At 74.4% G+C, this 26,436-nt stretch carries 29 protein-coding genes; 11 read left to right on the top strand and 18 right to left on the bottom strand.

The genetic code is table 11. From position 1 onward, the window contains the following. Positions 1-234: 234 nt before the first annotated feature. A complete protein-coding gene (locus ACFW6A_RS27465; protein ID WP_351842071.1) occupies positions 235-852 on the top strand; it encodes a helix-turn-helix domain-containing protein in 618 nt (205 codons plus the stop codon). Here the strand turns inward: ACFW6A_RS27465 and ACFW6A_RS27460 are convergent. From ACFW6A_RS27460 to ACFW6A_RS27450, 3 genes are all read right to left on the bottom strand, one after another. After that, a complete protein-coding gene (locus tag ACFW6A_RS27460; protein ID WP_351841850.1) occupies positions 802-1,749 on the bottom strand; it encodes a DMT family transporter in 948 nt (315 codons plus the stop codon). The genes ACFW6A_RS27465 and ACFW6A_RS27460 overlap by 51 nt on opposite strands. Before the next feature lie 113 nt (positions 1,750-1,862). Further along, the gene (locus tag ACFW6A_RS27455) at positions 1,863-2,558 is read right to left on the bottom strand and encodes a helix-turn-helix domain-containing protein (RefSeq protein WP_351841848.1); all 696 of its coding nucleotides are present in this window, start codon (positions 2,556-2,558) and stop codon (positions 1,863-1,865) included. Between the two features lie 18 nt (positions 2,559-2,576). Beyond that, positions 2,577-3,239 carry a TetR/AcrR family transcriptional regulator gene (locus ACFW6A_RS27450; RefSeq protein WP_351841846.1) on the bottom strand — a complete coding sequence of 221 codons (663 nt, stop codon included), beginning with the start codon at positions 3,237-3,239 and terminating at the stop codon, positions 2,577-2,579. A gap of 72 nt (positions 3,240-3,311) precedes the next feature. Here ACFW6A_RS27450 and ACFW6A_RS27445 point away from each other — a divergent pair, with 72 nt between their 5' ends. The 3 genes from ACFW6A_RS27445 to ACFW6A_RS27435 all read left to right on the top strand — a co-directional run bounded on the left by ACFW6A_RS27445 (position 3,312) and on the right by ACFW6A_RS27435 (position 5,544). Next, a complete protein-coding gene (locus ACFW6A_RS27445; RefSeq protein WP_351841844.1) occupies positions 3,312-4,463 on the top strand; it encodes an acyl-CoA dehydrogenase family protein in 1,152 nt (383 codons plus the stop codon). A gap of 72 nt (positions 4,464-4,535) precedes the next feature. Beyond that, entirely contained in the window at positions 4,536-4,826 is a 291-nt protein-coding gene (locus ACFW6A_RS27440) for a YiaA/YiaB family inner membrane protein (protein WP_043223876.1), read from the top strand. 85 nt (positions 4,827-4,911) lie between these two features. Further along, complete coding sequence (locus tag ACFW6A_RS27435; RefSeq protein ID WP_351841841.1) at positions 4,912-5,544, top strand: TetR/AcrR family transcriptional regulator; 633 nt, start codon at positions 4,912-4,914, stop codon at positions 5,542-5,544. Here ACFW6A_RS27435 and ACFW6A_RS27430 read toward each other — a convergent pair. After that, entirely contained in the window at positions 5,535-5,996 is a 462-nt protein-coding gene (locus tag ACFW6A_RS27430; protein ID WP_030494453.1) for a MaoC family dehydratase, read from the bottom strand. The genes ACFW6A_RS27435 and ACFW6A_RS27430 overlap by 10 nt on opposite strands. 107 nt (positions 5,997-6,103) lie before the next feature. On the opposite strand from ACFW6A_RS27430, the gene soxR reads away from it, so the two are divergent. Beyond that, positions 6,104-6,643: a redox-sensitive transcriptional activator SoxR gene (gene soxR, locus ACFW6A_RS27425; RefSeq protein ID WP_386643595.1), complete on the top strand. Its 540-nt coding sequence runs from the start codon at positions 6,104-6,106 to the stop codon at positions 6,641-6,643. 16 nt (positions 6,644-6,659) lie between these two features. Here soxR and ACFW6A_RS27420 read toward each other — a convergent pair whose 3' ends face one another. The 4 genes from ACFW6A_RS27420 to ACFW6A_RS27405 form a co-directional block, all read right to left on the bottom strand. Next, positions 6,660-7,370, bottom strand: coding sequence for a 3-keto-5-aminohexanoate cleavage protein (locus ACFW6A_RS27420; RefSeq protein WP_386643592.1), 711 nt, complete (start codon positions 7,368-7,370; stop codon positions 6,660-6,662). A gap of 84 nt (positions 7,371-7,454) precedes the next feature. Next, positions 7,455-8,078 carry a hypothetical protein gene (locus tag ACFW6A_RS27415; RefSeq protein WP_351841835.1) on the bottom strand — a complete coding sequence of 208 codons (624 nt, stop codon included), beginning with the start codon at positions 8,076-8,078 and terminating at the stop codon, positions 7,455-7,457. Between the two features lie 128 nt (positions 8,079-8,206). Next, positions 8,207-9,418: a serine-threonine protein kinase gene (locus ACFW6A_RS27410; protein ID WP_386643655.1), complete on the bottom strand. Its 1,212-nt coding sequence runs from the start codon at positions 9,416-9,418 to the stop codon at positions 8,207-8,209. Between the two features lie 150 nt (positions 9,419-9,568). Further along, complete coding sequence (locus ACFW6A_RS27405) at positions 9,569-10,825, bottom strand: DUF1343 domain-containing protein (protein WP_351842069.1); 1,257 nt, start codon at positions 10,823-10,825, stop codon at positions 9,569-9,571. A gap of 174 nt (positions 10,826-10,999) precedes the next feature. Between ACFW6A_RS27405 and ACFW6A_RS27400 the strand changes: the two genes are divergently transcribed. Both ACFW6A_RS27400 and ACFW6A_RS27395 read left to right on the top strand, forming a co-directional pair. After that, complete coding sequence (locus tag ACFW6A_RS27400; protein WP_351841831.1) at positions 11,000-11,776, top strand: SDR family oxidoreductase; 777 nt, start codon at positions 11,000-11,002, stop codon at positions 11,774-11,776. 84 nt (positions 11,777-11,860) lie between these two features. Beyond that, positions 11,861-12,454, top strand: coding sequence for a TetR/AcrR family transcriptional regulator (locus ACFW6A_RS27395; RefSeq protein ID WP_351841829.1), 594 nt, complete (start codon positions 11,861-11,863; stop codon positions 12,452-12,454). A gap of 4 nt (positions 12,455-12,458) precedes the next feature. Here the strand turns inward: ACFW6A_RS27395 and ACFW6A_RS27390 are convergent, their stop codons facing one another. From ACFW6A_RS27390 to ACFW6A_RS27380, 3 genes are all read right to left on the bottom strand, one after another. Beyond that, entirely contained in the window at positions 12,459-13,673 is a 1,215-nt protein-coding gene (locus ACFW6A_RS27390) for an acyl-CoA dehydrogenase family protein (protein ID WP_351841827.1), read from the bottom strand. 6 nt (positions 13,674-13,679) lie between these two features. After that, positions 13,680-14,705: a phosphotransferase family protein gene (locus ACFW6A_RS27385; RefSeq protein ID WP_386643588.1), complete on the bottom strand. Its 1,026-nt coding sequence runs from the start codon at positions 14,703-14,705 to the stop codon at positions 13,680-13,682. A gap of 130 nt (positions 14,706-14,835) precedes the next feature. Then, on the bottom strand, positions 14,836-15,747 hold the full coding sequence (locus tag ACFW6A_RS27380) for an MBL fold metallo-hydrolase (RefSeq protein WP_351841823.1): 912 nt from the start codon (positions 15,745-15,747) through the stop codon (positions 14,836-14,838). A 198-nt stretch (positions 15,748-15,945) separates the two neighbouring features. Between ACFW6A_RS27380 and ACFW6A_RS27375 the strand changes: the two genes are divergently transcribed. Beyond that, positions 15,946-16,875 (top strand): NADP-dependent oxidoreductase, encoded by a 930-nt coding sequence (locus ACFW6A_RS27375; RefSeq protein ID WP_386643585.1) that lies wholly within the window; start codon positions 15,946-15,948, stop codon positions 16,873-16,875. 63 nt (positions 16,876-16,938) lie between these two features. On the opposite strand, the gene ACFW6A_RS27370 is transcribed toward ACFW6A_RS27375, so the two are convergent. From ACFW6A_RS27370 to ACFW6A_RS27350, 5 genes are all read right to left on the bottom strand, one after another. Beyond that, entirely contained in the window at positions 16,939-17,298 is a 360-nt protein-coding gene (locus tag ACFW6A_RS27370; RefSeq protein WP_351841819.1) for a DUF202 domain-containing protein, read from the bottom strand. Next, a complete protein-coding gene (locus ACFW6A_RS27365) occupies positions 17,298-17,690 on the bottom strand; it encodes a DUF202 domain-containing protein (protein WP_351841817.1) in 393 nt (130 codons plus the stop codon). Before ACFW6A_RS27365 ends, ACFW6A_RS27370 begins: the two co-directional genes overlap by 1 nt. 159 nt (positions 17,691-17,849) lie before the next feature. Then, positions 17,850-18,377: an NUDIX domain-containing protein gene (locus ACFW6A_RS27360; RefSeq protein WP_351841815.1), complete on the bottom strand. Its 528-nt coding sequence runs from the start codon at positions 18,375-18,377 to the stop codon at positions 17,850-17,852. 31 nt (positions 18,378-18,408) lie between these two features. Beyond that, entirely contained in the window at positions 18,409-19,173 is a 765-nt protein-coding gene (locus ACFW6A_RS27355) for a glucose 1-dehydrogenase (RefSeq protein ID WP_351841813.1), read from the bottom strand. Positions 19,174-19,300: 127 nt separating this feature from the next. Then, positions 19,301-19,933, bottom strand: a complete 633-nt coding sequence (locus ACFW6A_RS27350; RefSeq protein WP_351841811.1) for a TetR family transcriptional regulator — start codon at positions 19,931-19,933, stop codon at positions 19,301-19,303. Between the two features lie 94 nt (positions 19,934-20,027). On the opposite strand from ACFW6A_RS27350, the gene ACFW6A_RS27345 reads away from it, so the two are divergent. Then, a complete protein-coding gene (locus ACFW6A_RS27345) occupies positions 20,028-21,683 on the top strand; it encodes an FAD-binding dehydrogenase (protein ID WP_351841809.1) in 1,656 nt (551 codons plus the stop codon). 116 nt (positions 21,684-21,799) lie between these two features. Here ACFW6A_RS27345 and ACFW6A_RS27340 read toward each other — a convergent pair whose 3' ends face one another. Continuing rightward, positions 21,800-23,197: a gluconate:H+ symporter gene (locus ACFW6A_RS27340; RefSeq protein WP_351852748.1), complete on the bottom strand. Its 1,398-nt coding sequence runs from the start codon at positions 23,195-23,197 to the stop codon at positions 21,800-21,802. An 85-nt stretch (positions 23,198-23,282) separates the two neighbouring features. Further along, positions 23,283-23,825 (bottom strand): gluconokinase, encoded by a 543-nt coding sequence (locus ACFW6A_RS27335; RefSeq protein ID WP_386484685.1) that lies wholly within the window; start codon positions 23,823-23,825, stop codon positions 23,283-23,285. 181 nt (positions 23,826-24,006) lie between these two features. Here ACFW6A_RS27335 and ACFW6A_RS27330 point away from each other — a divergent pair, with 181 nt between their 5' ends. Beyond that, positions 24,007-24,708, top strand: a complete 702-nt coding sequence (locus ACFW6A_RS27330) for an FCD domain-containing protein (protein ID WP_351852744.1) — start codon at positions 24,007-24,009, stop codon at positions 24,706-24,708. Between the two features lie 203 nt (positions 24,709-24,911). Next, complete coding sequence (locus ACFW6A_RS27325) at positions 24,912-26,369, top strand: amino acid permease (protein WP_351852742.1); 1,458 nt, start codon at positions 24,912-24,914, stop codon at positions 26,367-26,369. The last annotated feature ends 67 nt before the right edge of the window (positions 26,370-26,436 follow it).

Here is a 26,436-nt window from a genome sequence, read left to right as displayed (position 1 = left end):
GGACGTCGTGTCCACTTAGAGTGCCACGGTGGCGCGCAAGCGGACAAGGTGTCCGTTTGGGTGAAAGGGAAGTAGGCTCGGCACATGAGCGATCACGAGCGGCACGGTCCCGGGGCGGAGCCGCCGCGGACCACGAACGAGGCGGCCCGCCCCCCGGCGAACCGCCCCTCCGGCGCGCAGGGTTCCCCCGCCGAGCGCGTCCTGGCCGAGGCGCTCGGGCCGGACGGCGACCCCCTGGCCGGGGGCGACCTCCTGGTCCCGGCCGGCCGCCCGGCCGCCGTTCCGCGCCGCCGCGCCGACGCCGAGCGCAACCGCGCCCAGATCCTCGCCGCGGCCGAACGGCTCTTCGCCGAAGGGGACCCCCGGACGGTCACCATGGACCGCATCGCCAAGGCCGCCGGCGTGGGCCGCGCCACCCTCTACCGGAGCTTCCCCGACCCGTCCTCGGTCGCGGTCGCGCTGCTCGACGAGCACGAGCGCCTGCTCCAGGGCCAGCTCGTCTACGGCCCCCCGCCGCTGGGCCCCGGAGCGCCCGCGGGGGAGCGGCTCGCCGCGTTCTACCTCGCGATGCTCGACCTCCTGGAGAAGCACCTGCCGCTGGCGCTCGGTGCCGAGACCGGCCCCGAGCGCTTCCGCACCGGCGCGTACGGCTTCTGGCGGGTCCACGTCAGGACCCTGCTCGTCGCCCACGGCGCCGAGGACCCCGACGCCCTCGTCGACACCGCGCTCGCCCCGCTCGCGCCCGAGCTGTTCGCCTTCCAGCGACGCGAGCTCGGGCTCCCCGTCGAGCGGATCGGCACCTCACTGGCGGCGTTCGCCCGCGGCCTCCTCCAGACCGGCGTCCGCCCCTGACGCCGGACGCGCCGCCGCCCTCGGCCGGGACCGGGACACGGCCACCCCCGCCAGGCACAGCGCGCCGCCCACCAGCGTGAGCGCCCCGGGCAGCTCGCCGAGCAGTGCCCAGGCCATCAGCACCACCAGGGCGGGCACGGCGTACGTGGTCGCGCCCATCCGCCCGGCGGTCGTCCGCGCCAGCGCGTACGCCCAGGTCGTGAAGGCGAGCGCGGTCGGGAACACCCCGAGGTAGACCATGTTCGCGGTCGCCGACAGCGGGGCCCGCGCCGCCTCCGCGACCAGCTGTCCGGCGAAGGGGAGGCAGGCGGCGGCGCCGATCGCGCAGCCGAAGGTCGTCACCTGGAGCGCGCTCGCGTGCGCCAGCGCGGGCTTCTGCGCCACCACCCCGCCCGCGTACGCCACCGCCGCCATCAGGCAGAGGGCCACGCCCAGCACCGAGGCGTGGCCGTCCTCCCCGGACATCGACAGGCCGACGGCCACCGCCCCCGCGAAGGACACCGCCATGCCGGCCAGCAGGCGCGGCGGCAGCCTCTCGCCCAGGAAGCGGGCGCCGAGCAGGGCGATCAGCAGGGGCCCGATGTTGACGAGCATCGCGGCCGTACCGGCGTCGACCTCCTGCTCGCCCCAGTTCAGCACCACCATGTACACCCCGAACCAGAGCAGCCCGGAGACGAGGATCCCCGGCCAGGCGGCCCGGGGCGGCAGCCCCTCGCGCCGGATCAGGAGGACGGCCCCGAGGACCAGGGCCCCGGCGAGCAGCCGCCCGAGGGCGAGCGCGCCGGGGGAGTACGCGGACCCGGCGCTGCGGATGGAGACGAAGGCGGACGCCCACAGGACGACGGTGACCCCGGCGGCGGCGAGCGCGAGCCGGGCGGAGGAGACGGATTTCGGCATGGACCGACGGTAGGCCGCCCACCCTTCGGCCCACACCGCAATATCGCGGCCGCCCGCCCCGCCGCCGTCCTGCCCGGCCTCCGCGCGGCTCCACGCCCCCGCCCCGCCGGGCCTCACCTCACCGCGTCCGCCTCGATCCCGAGTTCCCGGTGCAGTGCCCGCTCTCCCGCCGGGGTGACCTTCACCGCCCGCTCGGATCCGATCCGTACGCACCAGCCGCTGTCCAGCGCGTGCGCGCAGAGCGCCGCACCCGCGACCCCGGCGAGGTGCGGGCGGCGCTCGGTCCAGTCCAGGCAGCCGCGCGCGAGCGGCCGACGCCCCTTCCGCACGAGGGGGACGCCGAGCTCCGCGAACCACGCCAGGCCCCGGTCCGTGAGCGCGAAGCCGGTGTCCTGGCGCAGCAGCCCGCGCGCGGTCAGCGCGTCCGTGACGGCGATCCCGAGCCGGCCCGCGAGGTGGTCGTAGCAGGTGCGGCCCCTGGCCATCGCCCGCCCGGCGTTCACGGCGGCCAGCGACCGGGGCGCCTCGTCCGCGCCCGGCCCGGCGCGGGCGGCCAGCTCCTCCACGAGGTGCGCGATCCCGGGGCCGGCCAGCCGCACGTACCGGTGCCGGCCCTGCCGCTCCTCGGTGAGGACGCCGCCCGCGACCAGCTTCCCCAGGTGTTCGGTGGCGGTGGACGGCGCCACGCGCGCGTGCCGGGCCAGCTCCCCGGCCGTCCAGGCCCGTCCGTCGAGCAGCGCGAGCACCATCGCGGCCCGGCTCTCCTCCGCGAAGAGCGCCGCGAAGGCGGCGAGTTCACTGGCTCCCATGGGTCCAGCATCCCCCGCTCACGCTTCGGCGCCGCCCGAAACGTGCGCGTCCTTCTCGTACCGCGCCCCCAGACCGTCGAGCAGGGCCCGCAGGCCGGTGGCGAAGGCGCCCTCGTCGACCTTCTCGCGGTGCTCCGCGAGGCGGTGCGCCTGACCGAGGTGGGGGTAGTCGGCGGGGTCGTACGCCGTCTCGTCGTCGACGAAGCCGCGCGCGAAGGACCCGAGGGCGGAGCCGGTGATGAAGTACCGCATCAGGGCTCCGATGTGGGTGGCCTGGGCGGGGGGCCAGCCGGCCCGGACCATCGCGCCGAAGACCGCGTCGGCGACCTTGAGGCCCGCCGGGCGGCGGCCGGGGCCCTGGGCGAGCACGGGGACGATCTGCGGGTGGTCGGCGAGGGCGGCCCGGTAGGAGAGCGCCCAGTCGTACAGCGCGGTGCGCCAGTCGCGGGGGTCGTCCGGTTCGAACATCGACAGGTCGATCTTGGCGCTGACGGCGTCGGCGACCGCGTCCAGGATCTCGTCCTTGGTGCGGAAGTGGTTGTAGAGCGAGGGCCCGCTCACCCCGAGTTCGGCCGCGAGCCGCCGGGTCGAGAGGGCGGCCAGGCCCTCCGCGTCCACGAGCGCGCCCGCCGTCTCGACGATGCGGTCTCGGCTGAGCAGGGGCTTGCGCGGTCGGGCCATGGCGCACATAGTAGGCCGCACCGATAAAACTAGCAGTGGTAATTAAAGTGACGGGTGAAAGAGGGTGGCACCGTGGATCTGGCGCTGAGCGAGGAGCAGCGGGACGTACGGCGACTCGCCGAGGACTTCGTCGCCCGCGAGGTCGCCCCGCACGTGGTCGCGTGGGACCGCGCCGAGGAGGTGGACCGGGGCATCGTGAAGAAGCTCGGCGCCGTGGGCTTCCTCGGGCTCACGATCCCCGAGGAGTACGGCGGTTCGGGCGGCGACCACCTCGCGTACTGCCTGGTCACCGAGGAGCTGGGGCGCGGCGACTCCTCCGTGCGCGGCATCGTCTCCGTCTCCCTCGGTCTGGTGGCCAAGACCATCGCCTCCTGGGGCACCGAGGAGCAGAAGCGGGCCTGGCTGCCCCGGCTCGCCTCCGGCGAGGCCCTCGGCTGCTTCGGCCTCACCGAGCCCGGCACCGGCTCCGACGCGGGGAACCTGAGCACCCGGGCCGTGCGCGACGGCGGCGACTACGTCATCGACGGCGCCAAGATGTTCATCACCAACGGCACCTGGGCCGACGTCGTCCTGCTCTTCGCGCGGACGAACGACGCCCCCGGCCACAAGGGCGTCTCCGCCTTCCTGGTCCCCGCCGACGCCCCCGGCCTCACCCGCCGCGCCGTCCACGGCAAGCTCGGCCTGCGCGGCCAGGCCACCGCCGAACTCGCCCTGGAGGGGGTGCGCGTCCCGGCCTCCGCGATGCTCGGCCCCGAGGGGAAGGGCTTCGCCGTCGCCATGTCCGCCCTGGCCAAGGGCCGGATGTCGGTGGCCGCCGGCTGCGTCGGCATCGCCCAGGCCGCCCTCGACGCCGCCGTGCGCTACGCGGGGGAGCGCGAGCAGTTCGGCAAGCCCATCGCCTCGTACCAGCTGGTGCAGGAACTCCTCAGCGACATCGCCGTCGACGTGGACGCGGCCCGGCTGCTGACCTGGCGGGTCGCCGATCTGATCGACCGGGGCGAGGACTTCGCCACCGCCGCCTCCAAGGCCAAGCTGTACGCCTCCGAGGCCGCCGTCCGCTGCGCCAACAACGCCCTCCAGGTCTTCGGCGGCTACGGCTACATCGACGAGTACCCCGTCGGCAAGCTGCTGCGCGACGCGCGCGTGATGACCCTCTACGAGGGCACCAGCCAGATCCAGAAGCTCATCATCGGCCGGGCGCTCACCGGGGTCTCCGCCTTCTGAGTGCCGCGGCCCAGTCGGGCCTGAGTATCCGGGCGGATGTGGCGGGTGCCACATCCGCCCGATGCTGTCCCCATGAGCGAGTCACAGGTCAAGCAGCAGAACACGAACGCGTACCACGCGCAGGCCGTCATCTCCTTCGCGGTCGCCATCGCCGCCGTCGGCATCGGGATCTACCAGCTGGAGGCGAGCGCCTGGGTGCGCGCCTTCCTCGCGGTCTCCGTGCTCTACCTCACCACCTCCGCCTTCACCCTCGCCAAGGTGGTCCGCGACCGGCAGGAGTCGGACCGGATCGTCAGCCGGGTGGACCAGGCCCGTCTGGAGAAGCTCCTCGCCGAGCACGACCCCTTCCAGCAGAAGCTGTGAGCGGTCTCGGCCCCCGGCGGCTCTAAGCGCTTGCTCAGCTTCGTTGTATGGTGTTCGTCCTGACCGGTCCGAAGAGGAGTGTGGGATGAGCGCGGCGGAGCAGACGCCCGGCGGCGAGGACGTGCCCTGGGGCGAGGTCACGCCCGAGGCCGCCCGGAGGCTGCTGGTCGCGGCCGTCGAGGCCTTCGCCGAACGCGGCTACCACGCCACGACCACCCGGGACATCGCCGGCCGCGCCGGCATGAGTCCGGCGGCGCTCTACATCCACTACAAGACCAAGGAAGAGCTGCTCCACCGGATCAGCCGCATCGGCCACGACAAGGCCCTGGAGATCCTCCGGGCCGCCGAGACCCGCGACGGCGCCGCCGCCGAGCGGCTCGCCGACGCCGTGCGCTCCTTCGTCCGCTGGCACGCGGAGCACCACACCACGGCCCGGGTCGTGCAGTACGAGCTGGACGCCCTCGGCCCCGAGCACCGCGCCGAGATCGTGGAGCTGCGCCGGGAGACCGACGCGAGCGTGCGCCGGATCATCGAGGAGGGCGTGGCGGCCGGCGAGTTCGACCAGGCGGACGTGGCCGGCACCACCGTCGCCGTGCTCTCACTCTGCATCGACGTCGCCCGCTGGTTCAACCCGGAGGGCCGCCGGACGCCCGACGAGGTCGGCGCGCTCTACGCCGACCTCGTGCTCCGCATGGTGGGGTACCGGGCTCAGAAGTAGTAGCGCGAGACCGACTCGGCGACGCACACCGGCTTGTCGCCGCCCTCGCGCTCCACGGTCACCTTGGCGGTGACCTGCACGCCGCCGCCCGCCTCCTCGACCTTCGTCAGCACCGCCGTGGCGCGCAGCCGCGAGCCGACCGGCACCGGGGCGGGGAAGCGCACCTTCTCCGTGCCGTAGTTGAGGCCCATCTTCATGCCCTCGACCCGCAGCACCTGCGGCACGAACAGCGGCAGCAGGGAGAGGGTCAGATAGCCGTGCGCGATCGTCGAGCCGAAGGGGCCCGAGGCGGCGCGCTCGGGATCCACGTGGATCCACTGGTGGTCGCCGGTGGCCTCGGCGAAGAGGTCGATCCGCTTCTGGTCGACCTCCAGCCAGTCGCTGTGCCCCAGCTGCTCGCCGACCCCCGCGCGCAGCTCCTCGGCGGAGGTGAAGATCCTCGGCTCGGCCATGTCCCTGGTCCCTTCTCGGTGCGACATACCAAACGGTTTGTGTCTAAGCGCTTGCTCAGCATGTGGGGTGGGGGTCGCGGTGTCAACGGACCAGTAGGGTTCGAGGGGTGCCGCAGATTCCCGAGAAGATCCACGAGCTCACCGTCGGCCAGCTCGCCGCCCGCAGCGGCGCCGCCGTCTCCGCCCTCCACTTCTACGAGGCCAAGGGGCTCATCGGCAGCCGCCGCACCCCCGGCAACCAGCGCCGTTACGGGCGCGACGCGCTGCGCAGGGTCGCCTTCATCCGCGCCGCCCAGCGCGTCGGCATCCCCCTCGCCACCATCCGCGACGCCCTCTCCGAACTCCCCGAGGAGCGCACCCCGACCCGCGAGGACTGGTCCCGGCTCTCCGCCACCTGGCGGGCCGAGCTCGACGACCGCATCACGCAGCTCGGCCGGCTCCGCGACCACCTGACGGACTGCATCGGCTGCGGCTGCCTCTCCCTGGAGACCTGCGTCCTCTCCAACCCCGACGACGTCTTCGGCGAGCGGATGGCCGGCTCCCGGCTGCTGCCCCTGCGCCGCGAGACCGGGACCGGAGCCGAGAGCGGGACCGGAGCCGACAGCGCGACCAAGACCGCGACCGCGACCAGGACCGAAGGCCCCTGACCAGGACCGAAGGCCCCTAACCGCGGCCCGACAGCGCGGCCCGCACCTGCTCCGCCGTGGAGCGGGCGCGGGCGCCGTCCGGCAGCGACAGCGTGTCCTCCAGCCCGATCCGGCCGTCCAGTCCGAGCCGCCCGGCCAGCCGCAGCACCGGCCAGGCCGCCGCGCCGGTCCCGTGGAGCAGGACGGGAACCGCGCCGTGCGCGGCCGCCAGGGCCAGGGCCCACGGCCCGGCCCGCCCGTCCGGCGCCTCCGCCGCGATCCGCCGCACCCGGGCCGCCACCGGGGAGCGGGCGAAGAGGCCGGGGCCCGTCGTGCCGGCCCGCAGCCCCGCCTCCACGGCCACCCCGCGCGCCAGCAGGGCCGCCGCCGTCTCCTCGGCGCCCGGCTCGTGCCAGGCCACCCACGCCAGGTCCGGAAGGACCTCCCAGGACCGGATCCGCGCGACCCGCCGCTCCGGATCGGGCTCGGCCCACGCGTCCACCGGCACCGCCACCGGGACGCGGACGGCGCCCCGCACCGCCGTCAGCGCGGGCCCCACCACCCGGGGCGACAGCGAAGCCGCGCCGCAGGGCGTCCGGGGCCGGATCCGCACCTCGTGCGCGCCCGCCGCCACCGCGTCCACCGCGGCCCCGGCGAGCCCCGCCGGATCACGCGGCACCACCGCCGACTCCCGGGCCCCCCGGGCGCCGTTCAGCGCCGCCTGGAGCACCCGTCCCGCTCCGGTCACGTCACACCGCCCCGGCGGCGCGACGGCCGCGCGGAGTTCTTGTCCCGGCCGGCGGCCCGCGGCGCGCCCGCGCTCCGGGCCGGGTCACGCCGCCGGGGCCAGCGAGCGGGCGCCCGCCTCCCGGGCGCGGGCCAGGGCCCCCGGGGTGAGGGCCGCCCGAGGCACCTCGACCCCGCAGTCCGCGCACACCGGGCCGTACCAGCCCCCGGTCCCGTCCCCGTCCCCGGCGCCGCCGGTCCACGCGATCCGCGGGCCCGCGCACCCCGGGCAGGCCTCGCCGGGGCGGTGCTCCAGCGCCGTCACCAGCCGCCGCACCACCCGGGGCAGCGGGTCCGTCGGATGGACGGCCGGATCGCCGCACCGCACCACGCCGTTGCCGCCCCGCACGTCCCGGTGCCAGTCGTCGAGCGCCCCCAGCGCGCGCAGCCCGTCGTGCTTCTCCCGCCGTCGCCGGGCGGCGAACTCCTCCTCGTACGCGAGCCAGACCGCCCGCGCCTCCTCCAGCTCCTCCAGGGCGGCCACCAGCCGCGCCGGATCGAGCTCCCGGTCGTCCGGGCCGAACCCGTGCCGGCGGCACAGGTGGTCCCAGGTCGCCCGGTGCCCGTAAGGAGCGAAACGCTCCAGGCACTTGCGCAGCGCGTACCTGCGCAGCGCCGTGTCGCAGCGCTGATCGCGCACCTGTCTCGCGAGACTCCGGAAACCGGCCATCGCCCGCCACCTCCGTGCTGGTCGTTCGCGCATCCGCGGTACCAGAGGGACGAACGAAGGTGCCGCCGCGTTCCGCCCGGACACGGAACGGCCACCTTCCTGGCGGGAACTCGCCACCCCGGCGGGGGTCAGCGCCGCCCGATCCGGGCCGCCGAGACCACCACCCGGGCCAGCTCGGGCCGCCGCACGTCGCCGTGCGAGCGGACCGCGTCCGCCACGTCCACGCTCACGCAGCCCGAGGCCGGAACCCCGTCCCGCAGCACCGTCGCCAGCGTCCGCCGCGCCGCCCCGGGCACGCCCTGGACGCCGTCCCACCCGATCGCCCCCCACCGGGGGTCGCGGGCCGCCGACCACCCCGGGGGCTCCAGCAGGGAGGCCGAGTCCCCGGCCACCCGGGAGGCCAGCGGGTACATGACCCCGAGGGCGGCGTCGTGCCGCGAGTGACAGGCCACCACCGGCCCCCGCACCCGCAGCTGCATGTCCCCCAGCGCCCCCGGCCGGCCCGGGTCGTGCGGCAGCCGGGCCGCGAACGCGTAGTGCGAGAAGGCCCCCTGGAGCAGCGTCATCGAACGGACCGGCCGCAGCGCCCCCGGCAGCCCGCGCAGCGCGTACGCCACGAGCCGGGCGCCCATGCCGTGCCCCACCAGGTGCACCCGCAGCCCCGGCGCGGCCCGCGCCACCTCCGCGAGCAGCGGCCCGAGCCCCCGCTCGCCCACGTGCCCGGCCCGCCGCTTCATCACGTGGTACGCGGCCTGCCGCAGGGCCTCCCGGCCGCCCTTCCACAGCCGCCCGAGGCCGTCCCCGAAGCCTTCCCCGAACGCCGCCCCGGGCGCGGCCCCCTCCAGGGCCGCGGTGAACAGGGCGCAGGTCTCCAGGGGGTCCGCCACCAGGAACTCCGGCAGCCCTCCGGCCGCGGGGGCGAACCCCTCGCCGCCGCCGTCCGCCAGCTCCCGCAGCAGCGCCCCGAACTCCGCGAACGCCGCCTCCTCGGGCGGCGCGAGGGCCAGCAGCTCGGTGAGCCGGACGATCGTCCGCTCCTTCTCCGGCAGCGTCGTCACCAGCGCCCGGAAGTCCGGCACCGGCTCGTCCGCGAACATCATCGAGGGCCAGACCACCCCCGCGTACCCCGCCTCCACGCCCGGCGCCAGCAGGCCCGGGAACGGTGCGAAGAAGTCCGCGTACAGCAGGGTCGCGCCGGACGGGGAGTTGTTCCACCCGTGCGCGAACACCACCAGGTCCGTCACGCCCCGCCGCGCCAGCGCGACCAGCTCGGCCGCCTGTCCCGCCGGACCGTCCCCGTCCTTGTCGAGGACGATCTCCCGGTACGGATCCACACTCATCCCGCTCACGACCCGCCCGCCCTCCGCGTCGAGGAAGCGCCCAGGGGCCCGTGACCCGCAACCCCCGGGCAGCATGCCCGGATCCGGCCGGGCTCAGACCTCGCCGGGCGGTCCGGCCGCCGCGGTCGCCCGCTCCCCGGGGCGGGCCCGTCACCGGTACAGCAGGTGCTCCCGCCGCACCGCGCGGAAGGCCGCCAGGTCCGGTTCCCACGCGCCGACGACCTCGTCGGTGTCCGCGCCCGCGTCGATCAGGGTGCGGACGCGGGTGGAGCCGGTCAGCTTGTCGATCCAGTGGTCCGGCCGCCAGGCGAAGCCGGACCAGGAGCGGCGGGCGGTGACCAGGAGGCCGATCCCGGTCCGTACCGGGTCGAAGGCCTCGCGGTCGTCGACGTGGAGCTGGACGCCGCCGACCGTGCGGCCCTGGAACTTGGAGAAGGTCGGGGCGAAGTACGCCTCGCGGAAGCGGACCCCGGGCAGGCCGAGGGCGTTCGCCGCCTCCGCCCAGCGGCGGTCGACGCCCTCCGCGCCGAGCAGTTCGAAGGGGCGGGTGGTGCCCCGGCCCTCGGAGAGGTTGGTGCCCTCGAAGAGGCAGGTGCCGGAGTAGACGAGCGCGGTTTCCGGGGTCGGCATGTTCGGGCTCGGCGGCACCCACGGCAGTCCGGTGGCGTCGAAGAAGTCCGCGCGCCGCCAGCCGGTCATCCGCACCGTCTCCAGCTCCACCGGCCGGGCCAGGAACTCGGCGTTGAAGAGGAGCGCCAGCTCGGCCACCGTCATGCCGTGCGCCTGCGCGATCGGCTCGCGGCCGACGAAGGTGGCGAAGGCCCGGTCCAGGACGGGGCCGAGCGCCGCCCGGCCGCTCACCGGGTTCGGCCGGTCCAGGACCACGAAGCGCTTCCCGGCCAGCTCCGCCGCCACCATGCAGTCGTAGAGCGTCCAGATGTAGGTGTAGAAGCGGGCGCCCGCGTCCTGGATGTCGAAGACGACGGTGTCGACGCCGGACGCGGTGAAGACGTCCGCCAGCGGCTGCCCGCTCTTCAGGTACGTGTCGTAGACCGGCAGTCCGGTCGCCGGGTCGTCGTACCGGCCCTCCGAACCGCCCGCCTGCGCGGTGCCCCGGAAGCCGTGCTCGGGGCCGAGCACGGCCACCAGGTCCACCCGTTCGTCGGCGTGCATCACGTCCACCAGGTGCCGGGCGTCCGGGGTGATGCCGGTCGGGTTGGTGACCACGCCGACCCGCTCGCCGGCCAGCAGGGCGTACCCGTCGGCCGCCAGCCGCTCGAAACCGGTCCGTACGCGCGCGTGCGCCCGCCCGGGGGCGGCCGCGGCGGGGGAGGCCGCCCCGGCCAGCGCCCCTCCGGCGGTCAGGGCCCCTCCGGCCGCCAGCAGTTCCCGGCGTGACGGCTCCAGCCGCCTCATGCGTGACATGGGCACGCAGGCTAGCGCTCCTGACGCCCCGGGGGAACGAGGCGTGCGGAAGCGGGCGGCGGAACCTTCCGGGCTCTTCCACCGTCCATACCGACCGGTTAGTCTGCCGGTGTCACGGCACCGTGAGCCGAAGAGCCGAACCCTCTGGAGGGGACCATGAACGCGGGCACGCACGAGGTCCGGGGCGCCGCCGTCGTCGTCACCGGAGCGGGCGGCGGCATCGGCGCCGCCCTCGCCCGGCGCTTCGCCGCCGAGGGCGCCCGCGTCGTCGTCAACGACCTCGACCCGGCCCGCACCAAGGCCGTCGCCGACGAGATCGGCGCCCTCGCCGTCCCCGGCGACGCCTCCGCGATCGTCGAGGAGGCCCGCGAGGTCCTCGGCGGCACCGTCGACGTCTGGTGCGCCAACGCCGGACTCGCCTCCGCGGGCGACGCCTTCGCCGACGAGGCCGTCTGGGCCGCCGCCTGGGACGTCAACGTCATGGCCCACGTCCGCGCGGCCCGCGCCCTGCTCCCCGACTGGCTGGAGCGCGGCAGCGGCCGCTTCGTCTCCACCGTCTCCGCCGCCGGCCTGCTCACCATGATCGGCGCGGCCCCGTACAGCGTCTCCAAGCACGGCGCCCAGGCCTTCGCCGAGTGGCTCTCCCTCACCTACCGCCACCGCGGCCTCAAGGTGCACTCCATCTGCCCGCAGGGAGTCCGCACCGACATGCTCGACGCCACCGGTTCGGCGGGCGACCTCGTCCTCGTCCCCACCGCGATCGAGCCCGACGCCGTCGCCGACGCCCTCCTCGACGCCATCGCCGAGGACCGCTTCCTGGTCCTCCCGCACCCGGAGGTCGCCGATTTCTACCGCCACCGCGCGGACGACCCCGAGCGCTGGATCGGCGGCATGAACAAGCTCCAGCGGCACTGGGAGGCGGGCGCGCGGTAGCGCACCCGGCGACGGATGGGAAGATCTACCGACGACAGGCCCCGGCCACCAGGGACGGGGCGGCGGACCGGAAGGCGGCGGAGCATGGCCAGGACGACGGACGGGGACGGCGCTCCCGTCCCCCAGAGGCTCCTCGCCGCCGCCACCCGGCTCTTCGCCGAGCGGGGCTACGACCGCACCTCGGTCCAGGAGATCGTCGAGGCGGCGGGCGTCACCAAGGGCGCGCTCTACCACTACTTCGGCTCCAAGGAGGACCTCCTCCAGGAGGTGTACGCGCGCGTGCTCCGCCTCCAGCAGGAGCGGCTCGACGACTTCGCGGACTCCGACGCGCCCGTCGACGAGCGGCTGCGCTCCGCCGCCGCCGACGTCGTGGTCACCACCATCGAGAACCTCGACGACGCCTCGATCTTCTTCCGCTCCATGCACCACCTGAGCCCGGAGAAGAACAAGCAGGTCCGCGCCGAGCGCCGGCGCTACCACGAGCGCTTCCGCGCCCTCGTGGAGGAAGGCCAGCGGGCGGGCGTCTTCTCCTCCGCCACGCCCGCCGACCTCGTCGTGGACTACCACTTCGGCTCCGTGCACCACCTGTCCACGTGGTACCGCCCGGACGGCCCGCTCGCCCCGCAGCAGGTCGCCGACCACCTGGCCGACCTCCTGCTGCGGGCCCTGCGTCCCTGAGCCGTCAGAGGTAGCGCTTCAGCTCCCGGCGGGCCAGCGACCGCTGGTGCACCTCGTCGGGGCCGTCCGCGAGCCGCAGGGTCCGCGCCGCCGCCCACAGCTCGGCGAGCGGGAAGTCCTGCGAGACGCCGCCGGCGCCGTGCGCCTGCACCGCCCTGTCGACGATGTCCACCACCGCGCGCGGGGTGGCGATCTTGATGGCCTGGATCTCGGTGTGGGCCCCCTTGTTGCCGACCGTGTCCATCAGCCAGGCCGTCTTGAGGACGAGCAGCCGCAGCTGCTCGATGGTCACCCGCGCGTCCGCGATCCAGTTCTGCACCACGCCCTGCTGGGCGAGGGCCTTGCCGAAGGCGGTGCGGGAGACGGCCCGCCGGCAGGTCAGCTCCACGGCCCGCTCGGCCATGCCGATCAGCCGCATGCAGTGGTGGATGCGGCCGGGGCCGAGCCGGGCCTGGGCGATGGCGAAGCCGCCGCCCTCCTCGCCGATCAGGTTCGCGGCCGGGACCCGCACGTTCTCGAAGACCACCTCGGCGTGGCCGCCGTGGTAGTGGTCCTCGTAGCCGTACACCCGCATCGCCCGGCGCACCTCGACGCCCGGCGCGTCGCGCGGCACGAGGACCATCGACTGCTGGCGGCGCGGGTCGGCGCCGTCGGGGTCGGTCTTGCCCATCACGATGAAGACCTTGCAGTCGGGGTTCATCGCCCCGGAGATGTACCACTTGCGGCCGTCGATCACGTACGAGTCCCCGTCCCGCCGGATCCGGGTCTCGATGTTGGTCGCGTCGGAGGAGGCCACCTCGGGCTCGGTCATCGCGAAGGCGGACCGGATCTCGCCCGCGAGCAGCGGCTCCAGCCACTGCTTCTTCTGTGCCTCGTCGCCGAACTGGGCGAGCAGCTCCATGTTCCCGGTGTCCGGCGCCGCGCAGTTGAGGGCGGTCGGCGCGAGCTGCGGGCTGCGGCCGGTGATCTCGGCGAGCGGGGCGTACTGGAGGTTCGTCAGCCCGGCCCCGTACTCCGCGTCCGGCAGGAACAGGTTCCACAGGCCCTGCCGCTTGGCCTCGGCCTTCAGCTCCGCCACCACCGGCGGCTCGTCCCACGGGGAGGCGAGCGCGGCGCGCTGCTCCTCGGCCACGGCCTCGGCGGGGTACACGTGCTCGTCCATGAAGGCGAGCAGCCGGGCGCGCAGCTCCTCGGTGCGGGCGTCGTAGGAGAAGTCCATGGCGGTTCAGCCCTCCTGAAGGGTGGTCAGGCCGTGCTCGATGAAGACGGGGACGAGGTCGCCGATCCGGTCGAAACCGGCGCCGACGGTCTGCCCGAGGGTGTAGCGGTAGTGGATGCCCTCCAGGATCACGGCGAGCTTGAACCAGGCGAAGGCCGTGTACCAGGAGAAGGCGGAGACGTCCCGGCCGGAGCGGGCGGCGTACCGCTCGACCAGCTCGGCGGCGGTGGGGTGGCCGGCGGCGGTCGCGGTCGTCGAGATCGGCGAGCCGGGCAGGTCGAGCGGGGTGCTGTACATGACGAGCAGGCCCAGGTCGGTCAGCGGGTCGCCGAGGGTGGACATCTCCCAGTCGAGGACGGCGCTGATCCGGTCGTCCGCGCCGACGAGGGCGTTGTCGAGCCGGTAGTCGCCGTGCACCACGGTCGGCGCGGGGGAGTCGGGCAGCGCCCGGCCGAGGGCGGCGTGCAGCTCCTCGATGCCGGGCAGGTCGCGGCCCCGGGAGGCGGCGAGCTGCTTGCCCCAGCGGCGCAGCTGCCGGTCGAGGAAGCCCTCCGGCCGGCCGAAGTCGCCGAGCCCGACGGCCTCGGGATCCACCGCGTGCAGGTCGACCAGGGTGTCGACGAGCCCGAGGACGGCGGCGCGGGTGCGCTCGGGACCCAGCGGGGCGAGCTGGGAGGCGGAGCGGTACGGGGTCCCCTCCACGAACTCCATGACGTAGAAGGGCGCGCCGAGCACCTCCTCGTCCTCGCACAGCAGCACGGTGCCCGGCACCGGCACCGCGGTCCCGGCGAGGGCGCTGATGACCCGGTGCTCGCGCTTCATGTCGTGCGCGGTGGCCAGGACGTGGCCGAGCGGCGGGCGGCGCACCACCCAGCGGCCGGTGCCGTCGGTGACGACGTACGTGAGGTTGGAGCGGCCGCCCTCGATCAGCCGGGCCCTCAGGGGCCCGGCGACCAGGCCCGGCCGCTCGCGGTCCAGGTGGTGGCGCAGGCGCTCGGGGTCGAGGCCGGGCGGTGGGGCGGCGTGGCTCATCGGGCGTACCTCCGGTGGGTCGGTCGGTCGGCGTTCATGATGACCGACCAGTCGGTATGTCGTCCAGAGGGCTCCCCGAAACGTCTGAGGGACCCGGGCTCCGCCCGGGTCCCTCACCACGTCCGCGCCGTCACGCGTGACAGGCCACCGGCACCCCGCCGTTCATCGCCGCCATGTCCCCGAAGACCGCCACCGGGTCGAGCGGGTGCCCCTCCGGGAGCCCCTCCAGTTCGGCGTGGGCCCGGTGCAGGTTCGCCACCAGCCGTTCGCTCTCCCGCCACGCGCCGAACTCGCCCGGGTCCGCCCGGCGGGCCGTCTCCAGCGGCGGCTCCCCCTTCGCGTGCCCCTCGGCGGCCAGCTCCGCCACCCACCGCAGATAGCGCTCGGTGGCGTCGTAGGCGCTCGGGTCCGTCACCGGCCCGTGCCCCGGCACCACCCGCTCCGCGTCCAGCGACCGCAGCAGGTCGAGCGCGCGCAGCGAGCCGGCCAGCGAGCCCATCGGCAGGAACGGCGTCCCGCCCTGGAAGACCAGGTCCCCGGTGAAGACCACGCCCTGCTCCGGCAGGTGCGCGATCGTGTCGCCGGTGGTGTGCGCGGGACCCGGGTGCAGCAGCCGCACCTCGATCCCGCCCGCGTACACCGTCATCCGGTCGCGGTAGGTGACGTCGGGCGGCGTGATCTCGACCCGCCCGAAGTCGGTCCGCGGCCACAGCAGGTGCAGCTGGTGACCGGCGTCGAGCTGCTCGGACCGGCAGTTCTCGTGCCCGACGATCCGGGCCTCCGGCCGGAACACCCCGTTGCCGTAGGTGTGGTCGCCGTGGTGATGGGTGTTCACGACGGTGCGCGGCAGCGGCAGCCCCGCGGCGAGCACCGCCTCCCGCAGCAGCAGGGCGCGCCGCTCGGTGGCGGTGGTGTCGACGAGCAGCGACTCGCCCGGGTCGCCGAGGAAGCCGGCGTTGTTCAGACACCAGCCGCCGTCGGGCTGGACGTAGGCGTGGACGTGCGGCGCGAGCGTGACCACGTACGGGTCGGTGGCAGGCACAGGGCTCCCCCGGGAGGACGGATCGGCAGGATCGGTGGATCAGGGGGAAGCCTGCCATCGGCGGGCCCGTCCGGGGGCGCGTTCCCGAGGACCGGACACCCCGCCCCTCGCCGTGCCCCGCCCGTCCGCCGCCGGGGGACGCCCCCGCCCGCCCCGTCCGGCTTGCGGCGGGACCGGACCCCGCCGAGGGTCGGAACCATGAAGGCGATCAGCTACCGCCGTTACGGCGGCCCCGAGGTCCTGGAGTACGGCGAGCTGCCCGACCCGAAGGTGGGGCCCGACGAGGTCCTGGTCAGGGTGCGGGCCGCGGCGGTCAACCCGGTCGACTGGAAGGCCCAGGCCGGCCACCTCGACGGCATGATCGACGCCGTCTTCCCCGTCGTCCCCGGCTGGGACGTCTCCGGCGTCGTCGTCCGCCCCGGCGTCTCCGTCACCGAGTGGGCGGAGGGCGACGAGGTCATGGGGTACGTCCGGGAGGACTTCCTCGCGCACGGCACCTTCGCCGAGTACGTCGCCGCTCCCCTCCGCACCCTCGCCCGCAAGCCCCGGAGCCACTCCTTCGAGGAGGCCGCCGCGCTGCCCCTGGCGGGGCTCACCGCCTACCAGTCCCTGCGCACCGCGCTCTCGGTACGGGAGGGGGAGACGGTCCTGGTGCTCGCCGCGGCCGGCGGAGTCGGCTCGATGGCCGTGCAGATCGCCCGGCACCTCGGCTGCCGGGTCCTGGGCGCCGTCCGCGAGTCGGGCCGGGAGCGCGTCGCGGAACTCGGCGGCGAACCGGTCCTCTTCGACGAGCGGACCTTCACCGCCCAGGTCCGGGAGCTCGCCCCGCAGGGCGTGGACGCGGTCCTGGACACCCTCGGCGGGCCCTTCCTCCCGCGCGCGGCCGGGCTGCTGGCGACCGGCGGCCGGATCGCCTCCATCGCCGACGCCGAGGTCCTGGCGCTCGGCGGCCGCTACTACTGGGTCCGCCCGGACGCCGCCGACCTGGCCGCCCTCGCCGACCTCGTCGACGAGGGGGTCCTGGACGTCCGGGTGGCGAAGACCTTCCCGCTGGAGCGGGCCGCCGACGCGCAGCGCGCCCACGCGGAGGGCGGCCTCCAGGGCAAGGTCGTCGTCACCGTCCCGTAGTCCCCGAAGAGGCACCGGCCCCGGGCGCGGCACCGGACCCGGGCCCGGGGCCGCCCCCGGCCCTCACCAGATCAGCGCCGCCCCGCACACCGCCAGCGCCACCGTGCACCCGGTGGCCAGCAGCGCGGCCCGTGCCGAGAGGACCCGCGGCCGGGCGGCGTCCAGGGCGCGGATCCGCCGGTGGGCGACGGCCAGGAAGCCGATCCACAGCAGCGCGGAGAGGGCCAGTCCGGTCAGCCCGGCGGCGGTGGTGCCGTCCACGAGGGCCAGCTTGATCCCGAGGACCGCCACGACCGTCCACGACAGCGTCGTCCGGCGCCAGGCGAGCCGCGTCCGCTCGGGCTGGAGCCCCGGATCACGGGCCTCGTCCCCGGGCGCCGCGCCCTCCCCGCGGGCCTCGCCCCCGGCGGCCGCCCCGCCCACTACCCGGCCCGGCCGAAGACCACGAGCACCACCATCGCGACCGCGACCACGGCCACGGTGAGGCTCAGCACCGCCGGGAAGCGGGAGACGGGGAGGTCCTCGCCGCGGCGCATGGCCCGCTCGCAGCGGATCCAGTGGTTCACCGCGCGCAGCGCGCACAGCACGCCGGCGGCGAGCAGCGCGAGCGCCAGCCCGACCCGGACCGCCCAGCGCAGGTCCGGCAGGAACTGGTCGACGGCGAAACCGCCGCCGATGAGCGCGAGTGCCGTCCGGATCCAGGCGAGGAAGGTCCGCTCGTTGGCGAGGGAGAAGCGGTAGTCGGGGGTCTCGCCCTCGTCCCGGATCCGCTGCGGCGCGAACCACAGCCGCAGGCTCTGTACGAATCGGCTCACCCCGGCACCCTAACGGCCCGCCCCCACCGCCCGGCCCCAGGGCTTCCCCCGCCGCCCGCCGAAGGACGCCGCGCCCACCGCTCCTGCCGAACGGCCCCGCGCCCACCGCCCCCGCCGAAGGACGCCGCGCCCACCGCCCCCCGCCGAAGGGCCCCGCGCCTACCGTCCCCGCTCCGCCACCAGCCGTTCGTACGCCGCGAGCCCGTCCGGCACCCACTCCCAGGCCCCGGGCGCGCCGGGCAGCCGCTCGCGGAGTTCGTCCTCGGTCAGGAAGGCGTGCCAGGCCACCTCCTCGGCCTGCGGCCGCACCGGCAGCTCGCAGCGGACCTCGTACACGGACGACCACCACTTCCCGGCCACGCCGCCGGAGTCGTACAGGAACTTGAAGAGGAACGCGGGGCGCGGCAGCCCGGAGACGCCCAGCTCCTCCTCGGCCTCGCGCAGCGCCGCGTCGTCGTAGGACTCGCCGGCGCCGACGACCCCGCCGACGAACAGGTCGTACATCGAGGGGAAGACCAGCTTCTCCGCGGTCCTGCGGTGGACGAAGATCCGGCCCTTGGCGTCCCGCACCCGGACGAAGGTGCAGCGATGGATCAGGCCCCGCGCGTACACCTCACCGCGCGGGGCCCGCCCGACCACCCGGTCCTGCTCGTCGACGACGTCCAGTACTTCCTCGGAGGCGCTCATGCGCCCATCCAACCAGCCGGACCGGGAGGACTCACTGCCCCATGACGTACTTGACCGTCGGGCCCGTGGTCCAGCCGCCGTCCACGGCGAGCTCGGCGCCCGTCACGTACGAGGCGGCGTCCGAGAGGAGGAAGACGACCGCGCCGGCGATCTCGTCGGCCTCGCCGACCCGGCCCATCGGCGTGTTCGGGTACATGCCCTCGCCGCGCTGGATGCCGACCGAGGCGGTCATCGGGGTGTAGGTCATGCCCGGGTGGACCGAGTTGACGCGGATCTTCGCGGTGCCCAGCTCCACCGCGCCGATCTTGGTGAGGCCGCGCACGCCCCACTTGGAGGCGCCGTAGCCGGCGGTGAGGGCGAGGCCCATCAGGCCGGCCGCGGAGGAGATGTTGACGATGGAGCCGCCGCCGGCCTCCCGCATCGCCGGGATCGCGGCCTTCATGCCGATGAAGACCCCGGTGAGGTTGATGTCGAGGACCTTGCGGAAGTGCTCGACGCTCTCGGTCTCCAGGAGCGCGCCGGTGGAGATGCCGGCGTTGTTCACCAGGCCGTGCAGACCGCCGAACTCGGCGACGGCGTAGGCCACGGCCGCCGCCCACTCCTCCTCGGAGGTGACGTCGTGGTGGAAGAAGCGGGCGCGCTCGCCGAGGCTCGCGGCGGTCGCCGCGCCGTCCTCGTCGAGGACGTCGGTGACGACCACGTTCGCCCCGGCGGCGACGGCCTGGCGGGCCGCCTCGGCGCCCAGGCCGCGGGCGCCGCCGGTGATGAGCACGGTCTTTCCGGTGAGGTCGTTCATGGGAGGTCCTTTCGGGGTGGTGCGGGGTGGTTCGGTGTGGACCTCCGGGTCTGTGCGGCTCGGAGGCGCGGGGTGGTCCGTGGCGTCCCGCGGGGCCGAGCGGCCCGGGGGCGGGGCGCGGGACGGTTCAGGTCGCCGTCCGGGGCGGTGCGGCCCGGAGGAGGGCGGTGGTGGTCTCGACGAGGTCGGCGAGGAAGAGCGGCTCGCCGGTGAGCGGCTCCGTCCCGTCGAGGTACTGCCGGGCCCGGTCGGCGAGCGCCGCGCCGACGACCGTGAGGGCGAGGTCGAGGCGCTCCAGGAGCAGCGGCTCGGGCAGCCCGTCGTCGGCCAGGCGGTCGGCGAGGCGCTCGATCAGCGTCCAGTAGGCGGTGCCGGCGAGGGTGGGGTGCGGGGTGCGGGAGCGGATGCCGCTCTCGTGGCTGAGCTGCGCGGAGATCCGCAGGCAGCGCCTGCCCCGCTCGGTGGCCAGCTCGCCCGCCTCGGCCGTGACGAGCGCCGTGAGCAGCTCCCGTACGCCGGCGTCGGCCGGATACGCCAGGGCGACGAGCACCCGCTCGGTCCGGTCCAGCCGGCCGGCCATGACCGCGTCGAGGAGTCCGGCGCGGGAGCCGAAGTGGTACTGCACGGCGGACGGGTTGGCCTGTCCGGCGAGCCGGGTGATGTCGCGCAGCTGTGCGCCGTCGACCCCCTGGGCGGCGAACAGCTCCTCGGCCGCGCGGATCAGTTTGTCCCGGGTCTCGGGTCCCGACGTCCTTGCCATGCCCCCATATTAATGCCCGACATTAGAAAACGGGAGGGGGTCCTCCGGGCGCGAACGGTTGACTCGATACATCCGTGTATCCAAGATGCGGTCCATGTCCTACGACGCCGATGTGATCGTGATCGGGGCCGGCCTCGCCGGTCTCGTCGCCACCGCCGAGCTGGTCGACGCCGGCCGGTCCGTGATCCTCCTGGACCAGGAGCCCGAACAGTCCCTGGGCGGCCAGGCCCACTGGTCCTTCGGCGGGCTCTTCCTCGTCGACTCGCCCGAGCAGCGCCGGCTGCGCATCAGGGACAGCCACGCCCTCGCCCTCCAGGACTGGATGGGCACCGCGGGCTTCGACCGGCCCGAGGACGACTGGGCCCGCCGCTGGGCGGAGGCGTACGTCGACTTCGCCGCCGGCGAGAAGCGCTCCTGGCTCCACGCGCGCGGGGTCCGCTTCTTCCCCGTCGTCGGCTGGGCCGAGCGCGGCGGCTACGACGCCACCGGGCACGGCAACTCCGTCCCCCGCTTCCACATCACCTGGGGTACGGGCCCCGGCCTCGTCGCCCCCTTCGAGCGCGCCGTCCGCGAGGGCGTCGCCCGCGGCCTCGTCACCTTCCGCTTCCGCCACCGCGTCACCGCGCTCGGCCGCACCGGAGGCACGCTCGACACGGTCTCCGGCGAGATCCTGGAGCCCTCCGACGCCGAGCGCGGCACCGCCAGCAGCCGGACCGCGACGGGCTCCTTCGAGCTGCGCGCCCAGGCCGTGATCGTCACCACCGGCGGCATCGGCGGCAACCACGACCTGGTCCGCGCCCAGTGGCCCGCCCGCCTCGGCACCCCGCCCGGGAAGCTGCTCTCCGGCGTGCCCGCCCACGTCGACGGCCTGATGCTCGGCATCGCGGAGAAGGCCGGCGCCCGGCAGGTCAACCGCGACCGGATGTGGCACTACACCGAGGGCATCGAGAACTGGAACCCGATCTGGGCGAAGCACGGCATCCGCATCCTGCCCGGCCCCTCGTCCCTCTGGCTCGACGCCACCGGCAAGCGGCTCCCGGTCCCGCTCTTCCCCGGCTTCGACACCCTCGGGACGCTCGAACACATCATGCGGACCGGCCACGACCACACCTGGTTCGTCCTCGACAAGCGGATCATCGGCAAGGAGTTCGCCCTCTCCGGCTCAGAGCAGAACCCCGACCTCACCGGCAGGTCCGTCCGCGACGTCCTGGGCCGCGCCCGCGCCGACGTTCCCGGCCCCGTCCGGGCGTTCATGGACAAGGGCGCCGACTTCGTCGTCGAGGACGACCTGTCCGCCCTGGTCCGCGGCATGAACCGGATCACCGGCCAGGACCTCGTCGACGAGGCCGCGCTCCGCCGCGAGATCACCGCCCGCGACCGCGAGATCGCCAACCCCTTCACCAAGGACCTCCAGATCACCGCGATCCGCGGCGCCCGCAGCTACCTGGGCGACCGCCTCATCCGCACCGCCGCCCCGCACCGCATCCTCGACCCCAAGGCCGGCCCGCTGATCGCCGTCCGCCTCAACATCCTCACCCGCAAGTCCCTCGGCGGCCTCCAGACCGACCTCTCCTCCCGGGTCCTCACCGACACCGGCGAACCCCTCCCCGGGCTGTACGCGGCGGGCGAGGCGGCCGGCTTCGGCGGCGGCGGCGTCCACGGCTACCGTTCCCTCGAAGGCACCTTCCTCGGCGGCTGCGTCTTCTCCGGCCGGGCGGCGGGCCGGGCGGCGGCCGCGGCGACGGCGTAGGCCCGCGCGGCCCGCGCGGGGGCGATCCCCGCGGGCGGCCCGCCGCGGGGCCGGGCACGGCGAAGGGCCCCGGACCTCCACGAGGAGGTCCGGGGCCCTTCGCGCCGCCGTCCGCGCTACACCAGCAGCGACAGCAGCAGCACGAACACCAGGGCCACCACCGAGATGATGGTCTCCATCACCGACCAGGTCTTGACCGTCTGGCCGACGTTCATGCCGAAGTACTCCTTCACCAGCCAGAAACCGGCGTCGTTGACGTGGCTGAAGAAGAGCGAGCCGGCACCGATCGCCAGCACCAGCAGCGCCGTCTCACCGGTCGACATGCCCGCGGCCAGCGGGGCCACCAGGCCGGCGGCCGAGATCGTCGCGACCGTGGCGGAGCCCGTCGCGAGACGGATGGCGACCGCGATCAGCCAGGCCAGGAGCAGGGCCGGGATCGACCAGTTCTCGGAGAACTCCAGGATCATCTGGCCGACGCCGATGTCGATCAGGGTCTGCTTGAAGCCGCCGCCCGCGCCGACGATCAGCAGCACGCCCGCGATCGGGGCCAGGGACTTCTCGACCGTCGAGGACAGCCGCTCCTTGGAGAAGCCGGCCGCGCGGCCCAGCGTGAACAGGGCCACTATGACGGCGGCGAGCAGCGCGATCAGCGGCGAGCCGATGACGTCGGTGACCTTCTGCACCCCGTTCTCCGGGTCGTCGACGACGATGTCGACGAGCGCCTTCACCAGCATCAGGACGACCGGCAGCAGCACCGTGGCGACGGTCACGCCGAAGCCGGGGCGCTTCTCCAGGTCCTCGGAGGGGCGCGTCGGGATCATGTGCTCGGGCGCCTGGATGTCCACCCAGCGGGCGGCGTACCGGGAGAAGAGCGGACCCGCGATGATCACGGTCGGGATCGCGACGACCAGGCCCAGGGCGAGGGTGACGCCCAGGTTGGCGCCGACGGCGTCGATCGCGACGAGCGGGCCGGGGTGCGGCGGGATGAGCCCGTGCATCACGGACAGGCCGGCGAGGGCCGGGATGCCGATCCGCATCAGGGAGTAGTTGCCGCGCTTGGCGACCATCAGGACCACCGGGATCAGCAGCACGATGCCGACCTCGAAGAAGAGCGGCAGGCCGATCACCGAGGCGATCAGGACCATCGCCCACGGCATGGAGCGCCTGCTCGCCTTCGCCAGGATCGTGTCGACGATCTGGTCGGCGCCGCCCGAGTCGGCGAGCAGCTTGCCGAGGATCGCGCCGAGCGCGATCAGCACGCCGACGCCGGCCACGGTGTTGCCGAGCCCGGTGCTGAACGACTTGATGGTGTCCGCGAGCGGCGCCCCGGCGAACGCGCCGAGCGCGAGCGAGCCGATGGTCAGCGCCAGGAACGCGTGCAGTTTGAACTTGGTGATGAGCAGGACGATGACGGCGATGCCGGCGAGCACGGCGATGCCCAGCTGTGCGTTGCCCGCCGAGGTGATCGGTTCGGCGGCGTCCGCTGCCAGCATCTCGACGCTGAGACTGGTCACGGTGGGTCCCTTGGGGGTCGAAGGGGAGGGGCAGGAAGAGCGGAGGGTGCGGGAGGGGAAGTGAAGAGCGGGGGGTGGGGACGGTTCAGAAGAGGGGGAGGGGCCGGGCGAAGGCGCGCAGGGCGGCCACCGCCCGGGCGGCGATCTCCTCCGGGGTGCCCGACACGTCGACGGCGACGCCGGCCTCGTCCTCCTCCAGCGGCTGGAGGGTGGCGAACTGGGAGTCGAGGAGCGCGGTGGGCATGAAGTGCCCCTTGCGCGCCGCCATCCGGCCCTCGATGAGCTCCCGGTCGCCGGTCAGGTGGAGGAAGACGATCCCGGGGGCGGCCGCGCGCAGCCGGTCCCGGTAGATCCGCTTCAGCGCGGAGCTGCTGACCACCCCGCCTAGCCCGGCCCGGTCGTGCGCCCAGGCGCCGATGGCGTCGAGCCACGGCTCCCGGTCGGCGTCGTCCAGCGGCACGCCGGCCGACATCTTGGCCACGTTGGCGGCCGGGTGGAAGTCGTCGCCCTCCGCGTAGCGCAGGCCGAGGGCGTCGGCGACCAGCGGGCCGATCGTGGTCTTGCCGGTCCCGGCGACGCCCATGACGACGACGACCGGGGGAGCGGCGGAGTGGGGGGTGGAGCGCATGGGGGGTGCCTCGCTGTCTTCTTCGACATCGATCCGTCGCGCTCATGAAACCCATTGAGTACGACGTATTCAAGAGTCTGTGACATAAAAGTCGTACTTTTAATTCCCGGGTGTGCCCCGCCGGCCGCCCGTCCCGCTCTCCGGTGTGATCACCGGCCCGGCCCCGCATAGGCTGAGCCCCATGACGACATCGGCCCAGGGGCTCCACTCGCACGTGCTCGCCACCCTGGGCCTCGCCATCACCGCGGGGGAGCACCCGCCCGGCACGGTCCTGCGCACCGACGAGCTCGCCCAGCGCTTCGACGTCTCCCGCACCGTCGTCCGCGAGGTCGTCCGCGTCCTGGAGTCGATGCACCTGGTGGAGTCCCGCCGCCGGGTCGGCGTGACGGTCCTGCCCACCGAGAGCTGGAACGTCTACGACCCCCAGGTCATCCGCTGGCGGCTGGCCGGCGCCGACCGCCCCCGCCAGCTCCGCTCCCTCACCGTGCTGCGCTCCGCCGTCGAACCCGTCGCCGCCGGCCTCGCCGCCCTGCACGCCACCCCGGCCCAGTGCCGCGAGCTCACCGAGCAGGCCCTCGGCATGGTCGCCACCTCGCGCGGCCGGCAGCTGGAGGCGTACCTCGTCCACGACGTCGCCTTCCACCGGATCGTCCTCGACGCCTCCGGGAACGAGATGTTCGCCCGCCTCGGGGACGTCGTCGCCGAGGTCCTCACCGGCCGCACCCACCACCACGTGATGTTCGAGGACCCCGACCCGGCGGCCGTCACCCTCCACGTCCAGGTCGCCGAGGCCGTCCGCGAGCGCGACGCCGCCCGCGCCGAGGCGCTGACCCGCGAGATCGCCGTCGGCGCGCTCAGGGAACTGGACGTGCTGGCCCCGTGACGGCTCCCGTCCGTCGTACGCCGTACAGCGCTGCGTAACCTCTGAACTAGCTCAAATACGGGCGTTCAGTGAATTCGCTCACAGTCAGTGAACGCGTCTTGCCGTGAGGATGTCGGCTGGCCGTGCAGGGGCGACCCCCACGAAGGGACCCCGGGCACGGCGGGACCGCACAGCCCCCACCCCCTCACGAAGGCGACAACTCCATGAGTGACCGCGTCATCGCGGCCGAGCCGCCGTCCGCCGCCCCGGCGGACCCGGCCGCCTCCCCCCACGTCGACGCCGGCGACGCCGGATACCGCAAGGACCTCAAGTCCCGGCACATCAACATGATCGCCATCGGCGGCGCGATCGGCACCGGGCTCTTCCTCGGCGCCGGCGGCCGGATGGCCAGCGCCGGCCCCTCGCTCTTCCTCGCGTACGCGGTCTGCGGCGTCTTCGCCTTCTTCGTGGTCCGGGCCCTCGGCGAGCTGGTGCTCTACCGCCCGTCCTCCGGCGCCTTCGTCTCCTACGCCCGCGAGTTCATGGGCGAGAAGGGCGCCTACACGGCCGGCTGGCTCTACTTCCTCAACTGGTCGACCACCGCCGTCGCCGACATCACCGCCGCGGCCACCTACGCCCACTTCTGGTCGATGTTCAGCGACGTCCCGCAGTGGATCCTCGCCCTGATCGCCCTCGCGGTCGTCCTCGCCGCCAACCTCATCTCGGTGAAGTACTTCGGCGAGATGGAGTTCTGGTTCGCGATCGTCAAGGTCGCCGCGCTCGTCGCCTTCATGCTCGTCGGCATCTTCCTCGTCGTGACCTCGCACGACGTCGGGGGCTCCACCCCGGGCCTCGCCAACATCACCGACAACGGCGGCATCTTCCCCAACGGCATGATGCCGATGCTCCTGCTCATCCAGGGCGTCGTCTTCGCCTACGCCTCCGTCGAGCTCTGCGGCGTCGCCGCCGGCGAGACCGAGAACCCCGAGAAGATCATGCCGAAGGCGATCAACTCGATCATGTGGCGCGTCGGCCTCTTCTACGTCGGCTCGGTCGTCCTGCTCGCGCTGATCCTCCCGTACACCGCCTACACCGGCGACCAGAGCCCCTTCGTCACCGTCTTCGACAAGCTGGGCGTCCCCGGCGCCGCCGGCGTGATGAACCTCGTCGTCCTCACCGCCGCCCTCTCCAGCCTCAACTCCGGCCTGTACTCCACCGGCCGCATCCTGCGCTCCATGTCGCTGGCCGGCTCCGCGCCGAAGTTCACCGGCGTCATGAACAAGGGCGGCGTGCCCTACGGCGGCATCCTGCTCACCGCCGGCTTCGGCGTCGCCGGCGTGATCCTCAACGCCAGGATGCCCGAGGACGCCTTCGAGCTGGTCCTCAACTTCGCCTCGATCGGCATCATCGGCACCTGGGCCATGATCATGGTCTGCTCGCTGCTCTTCGTCCGCCGCGCCGAGCGGGGCGTGCTCGCCCGCCCCGCCTACCGGCTGCCCTGGGCCCCCTACACCCAGATCGTGACCCTGGTCTTCCTCGCCTCCGTCCTCGTCCTCATGTGGATGGACGGCGGCATCAGCCGCACCACGGTCAACTGCCTCCCGCTGATCGCCGCGGCCCTCGTCGGCGGCTGGTTCCTGGTCCGCGGCCGGGTCCGCAGGACCGCCGCCCGGTCCGACTGAGCCCCTCCACCCCCCGACTCCCCCCACGGGAGCGGCGGACCCCCGCGGGCTCGGCCTGCGGGGGTCT

This window comes from Streptomyces sp. NPDC058758, from assembly GCF_042746075.1.
Lineage (GTDB): Bacteria > Actinomycetota > Actinomycetes > Streptomycetales > Streptomycetaceae > Streptomyces.
This window is presented reverse-complemented; position numbering and strand designations above follow the sequence as displayed.

What these genes read in the sequence shown, in the direction of transcription:
- ACFW6A_RS27435 (WP_351841841.1), top strand. Translation starts at nt 4,912, where the DNA reads ATGAGCGCGGCGGAGCAGACGCCCGGCGGCGAGGACGTGCCCTGGGGC.
- ACFW6A_RS27355 (WP_351841813.1), bottom strand. Translation starts at nt 19,173, where the DNA reads ATGAACGACCTCACCGGAAAGACCGTGCTCATCACCGGCGGCGCCCGC.
- ACFW6A_RS27375 (WP_386643585.1), top strand. Translation starts at nt 15,946, where the DNA reads ATGAAGGCGATCAGCTACCGCCGTTACGGCGGCCCCGAGGTCCTGGAG.
- ACFW6A_RS27460 (WP_351841850.1), bottom strand. Translation starts at nt 1,749, where the DNA reads ATGCCGAAATCCGTCTCCTCCGCCCGGCTCGCGCTCGCCGCCGCCGGG.
- ACFW6A_RS27350 (WP_351841811.1), bottom strand. Translation starts at nt 19,933, where the DNA reads ATGGCAAGGACGTCGGGACCCGAGACCCGGGACAAACTGATCCGCGCG.
- ACFW6A_RS27440 (WP_043223876.1), top strand. Translation starts at nt 4,536, where the DNA reads ATGAGCGAGTCACAGGTCAAGCAGCAGAACACGAACGCGTACCACGCG.
- ACFW6A_RS27415 (WP_351841835.1), bottom strand. Translation starts at nt 8,078, where the DNA reads ATGGCCGGTTTCCGGAGTCTCGCGAGACAGGTGCGCGATCAGCGCTGC.
- ACFW6A_RS27410 (WP_386643655.1), bottom strand. Translation starts at nt 9,418, where the DNA reads ATGAGTGTGGATCCGTACCGGGAGATCGTCCTCGACAAGGACGGGGAC.
- ACFW6A_RS27450 (WP_351841846.1), bottom strand. Translation starts at nt 3,239, where the DNA reads ATGGCCCGACCGCGCAAGCCCCTGCTCAGCCGAGACCGCATCGTCGAG.
- ACFW6A_RS27345 (WP_351841809.1), top strand. Translation starts at nt 20,028, where the DNA reads ATGTCCTACGACGCCGATGTGATCGTGATCGGGGCCGGCCTCGCCGGT.
- ACFW6A_RS27360 (WP_351841815.1), bottom strand. Translation starts at nt 18,377, where the DNA reads ATGAGCGCCTCCGAGGAAGTACTGGACGTCGTCGACGAGCAGGACCGG.
- ACFW6A_RS27335 (WP_386484685.1), bottom strand. Translation starts at nt 23,825, where the DNA reads ATGCGCTCCACCCCCCACTCCGCCGCTCCCCCGGTCGTCGTCGTCATG.
- ACFW6A_RS27400 (WP_351841831.1), top strand. Translation starts at nt 11,000, where the DNA reads ATGAACGCGGGCACGCACGAGGTCCGGGGCGCCGCCGTCGTCGTCACC.
- ACFW6A_RS27455 (WP_351841848.1), bottom strand. Translation starts at nt 2,558, where the DNA reads ATGGGAGCCAGTGAACTCGCCGCCTTCGCGGCGCTCTTCGCGGAGGAG.
- ACFW6A_RS27385 (WP_386643588.1), bottom strand. Translation starts at nt 14,705, where the DNA reads ATGAGCCACGCCGCCCCACCGCCCGGCCTCGACCCCGAGCGCCTGCGC.
- ACFW6A_RS27430 (WP_030494453.1), bottom strand. Translation starts at nt 5,996, where the DNA reads ATGGCCGAGCCGAGGATCTTCACCTCCGCCGAGGAGCTGCGCGCGGGG.
- ACFW6A_RS27330 (WP_351852744.1), top strand. Translation starts at nt 24,007, where the DNA reads ATGACGACATCGGCCCAGGGGCTCCACTCGCACGTGCTCGCCACCCTG.
- ACFW6A_RS27390 (WP_351841827.1), bottom strand. Translation starts at nt 13,673, where the DNA reads ATGGACTTCTCCTACGACGCCCGCACCGAGGAGCTGCGCGCCCGGCTG.
- ACFW6A_RS27325 (WP_351852742.1), top strand. Translation starts at nt 24,912, where the DNA reads ATGAGTGACCGCGTCATCGCGGCCGAGCCGCCGTCCGCCGCCCCGGCG.
- ACFW6A_RS27395 (WP_351841829.1), top strand. Translation starts at nt 11,861, where the DNA reads ATGGCCAGGACGACGGACGGGGACGGCGCTCCCGTCCCCCAGAGGCTC.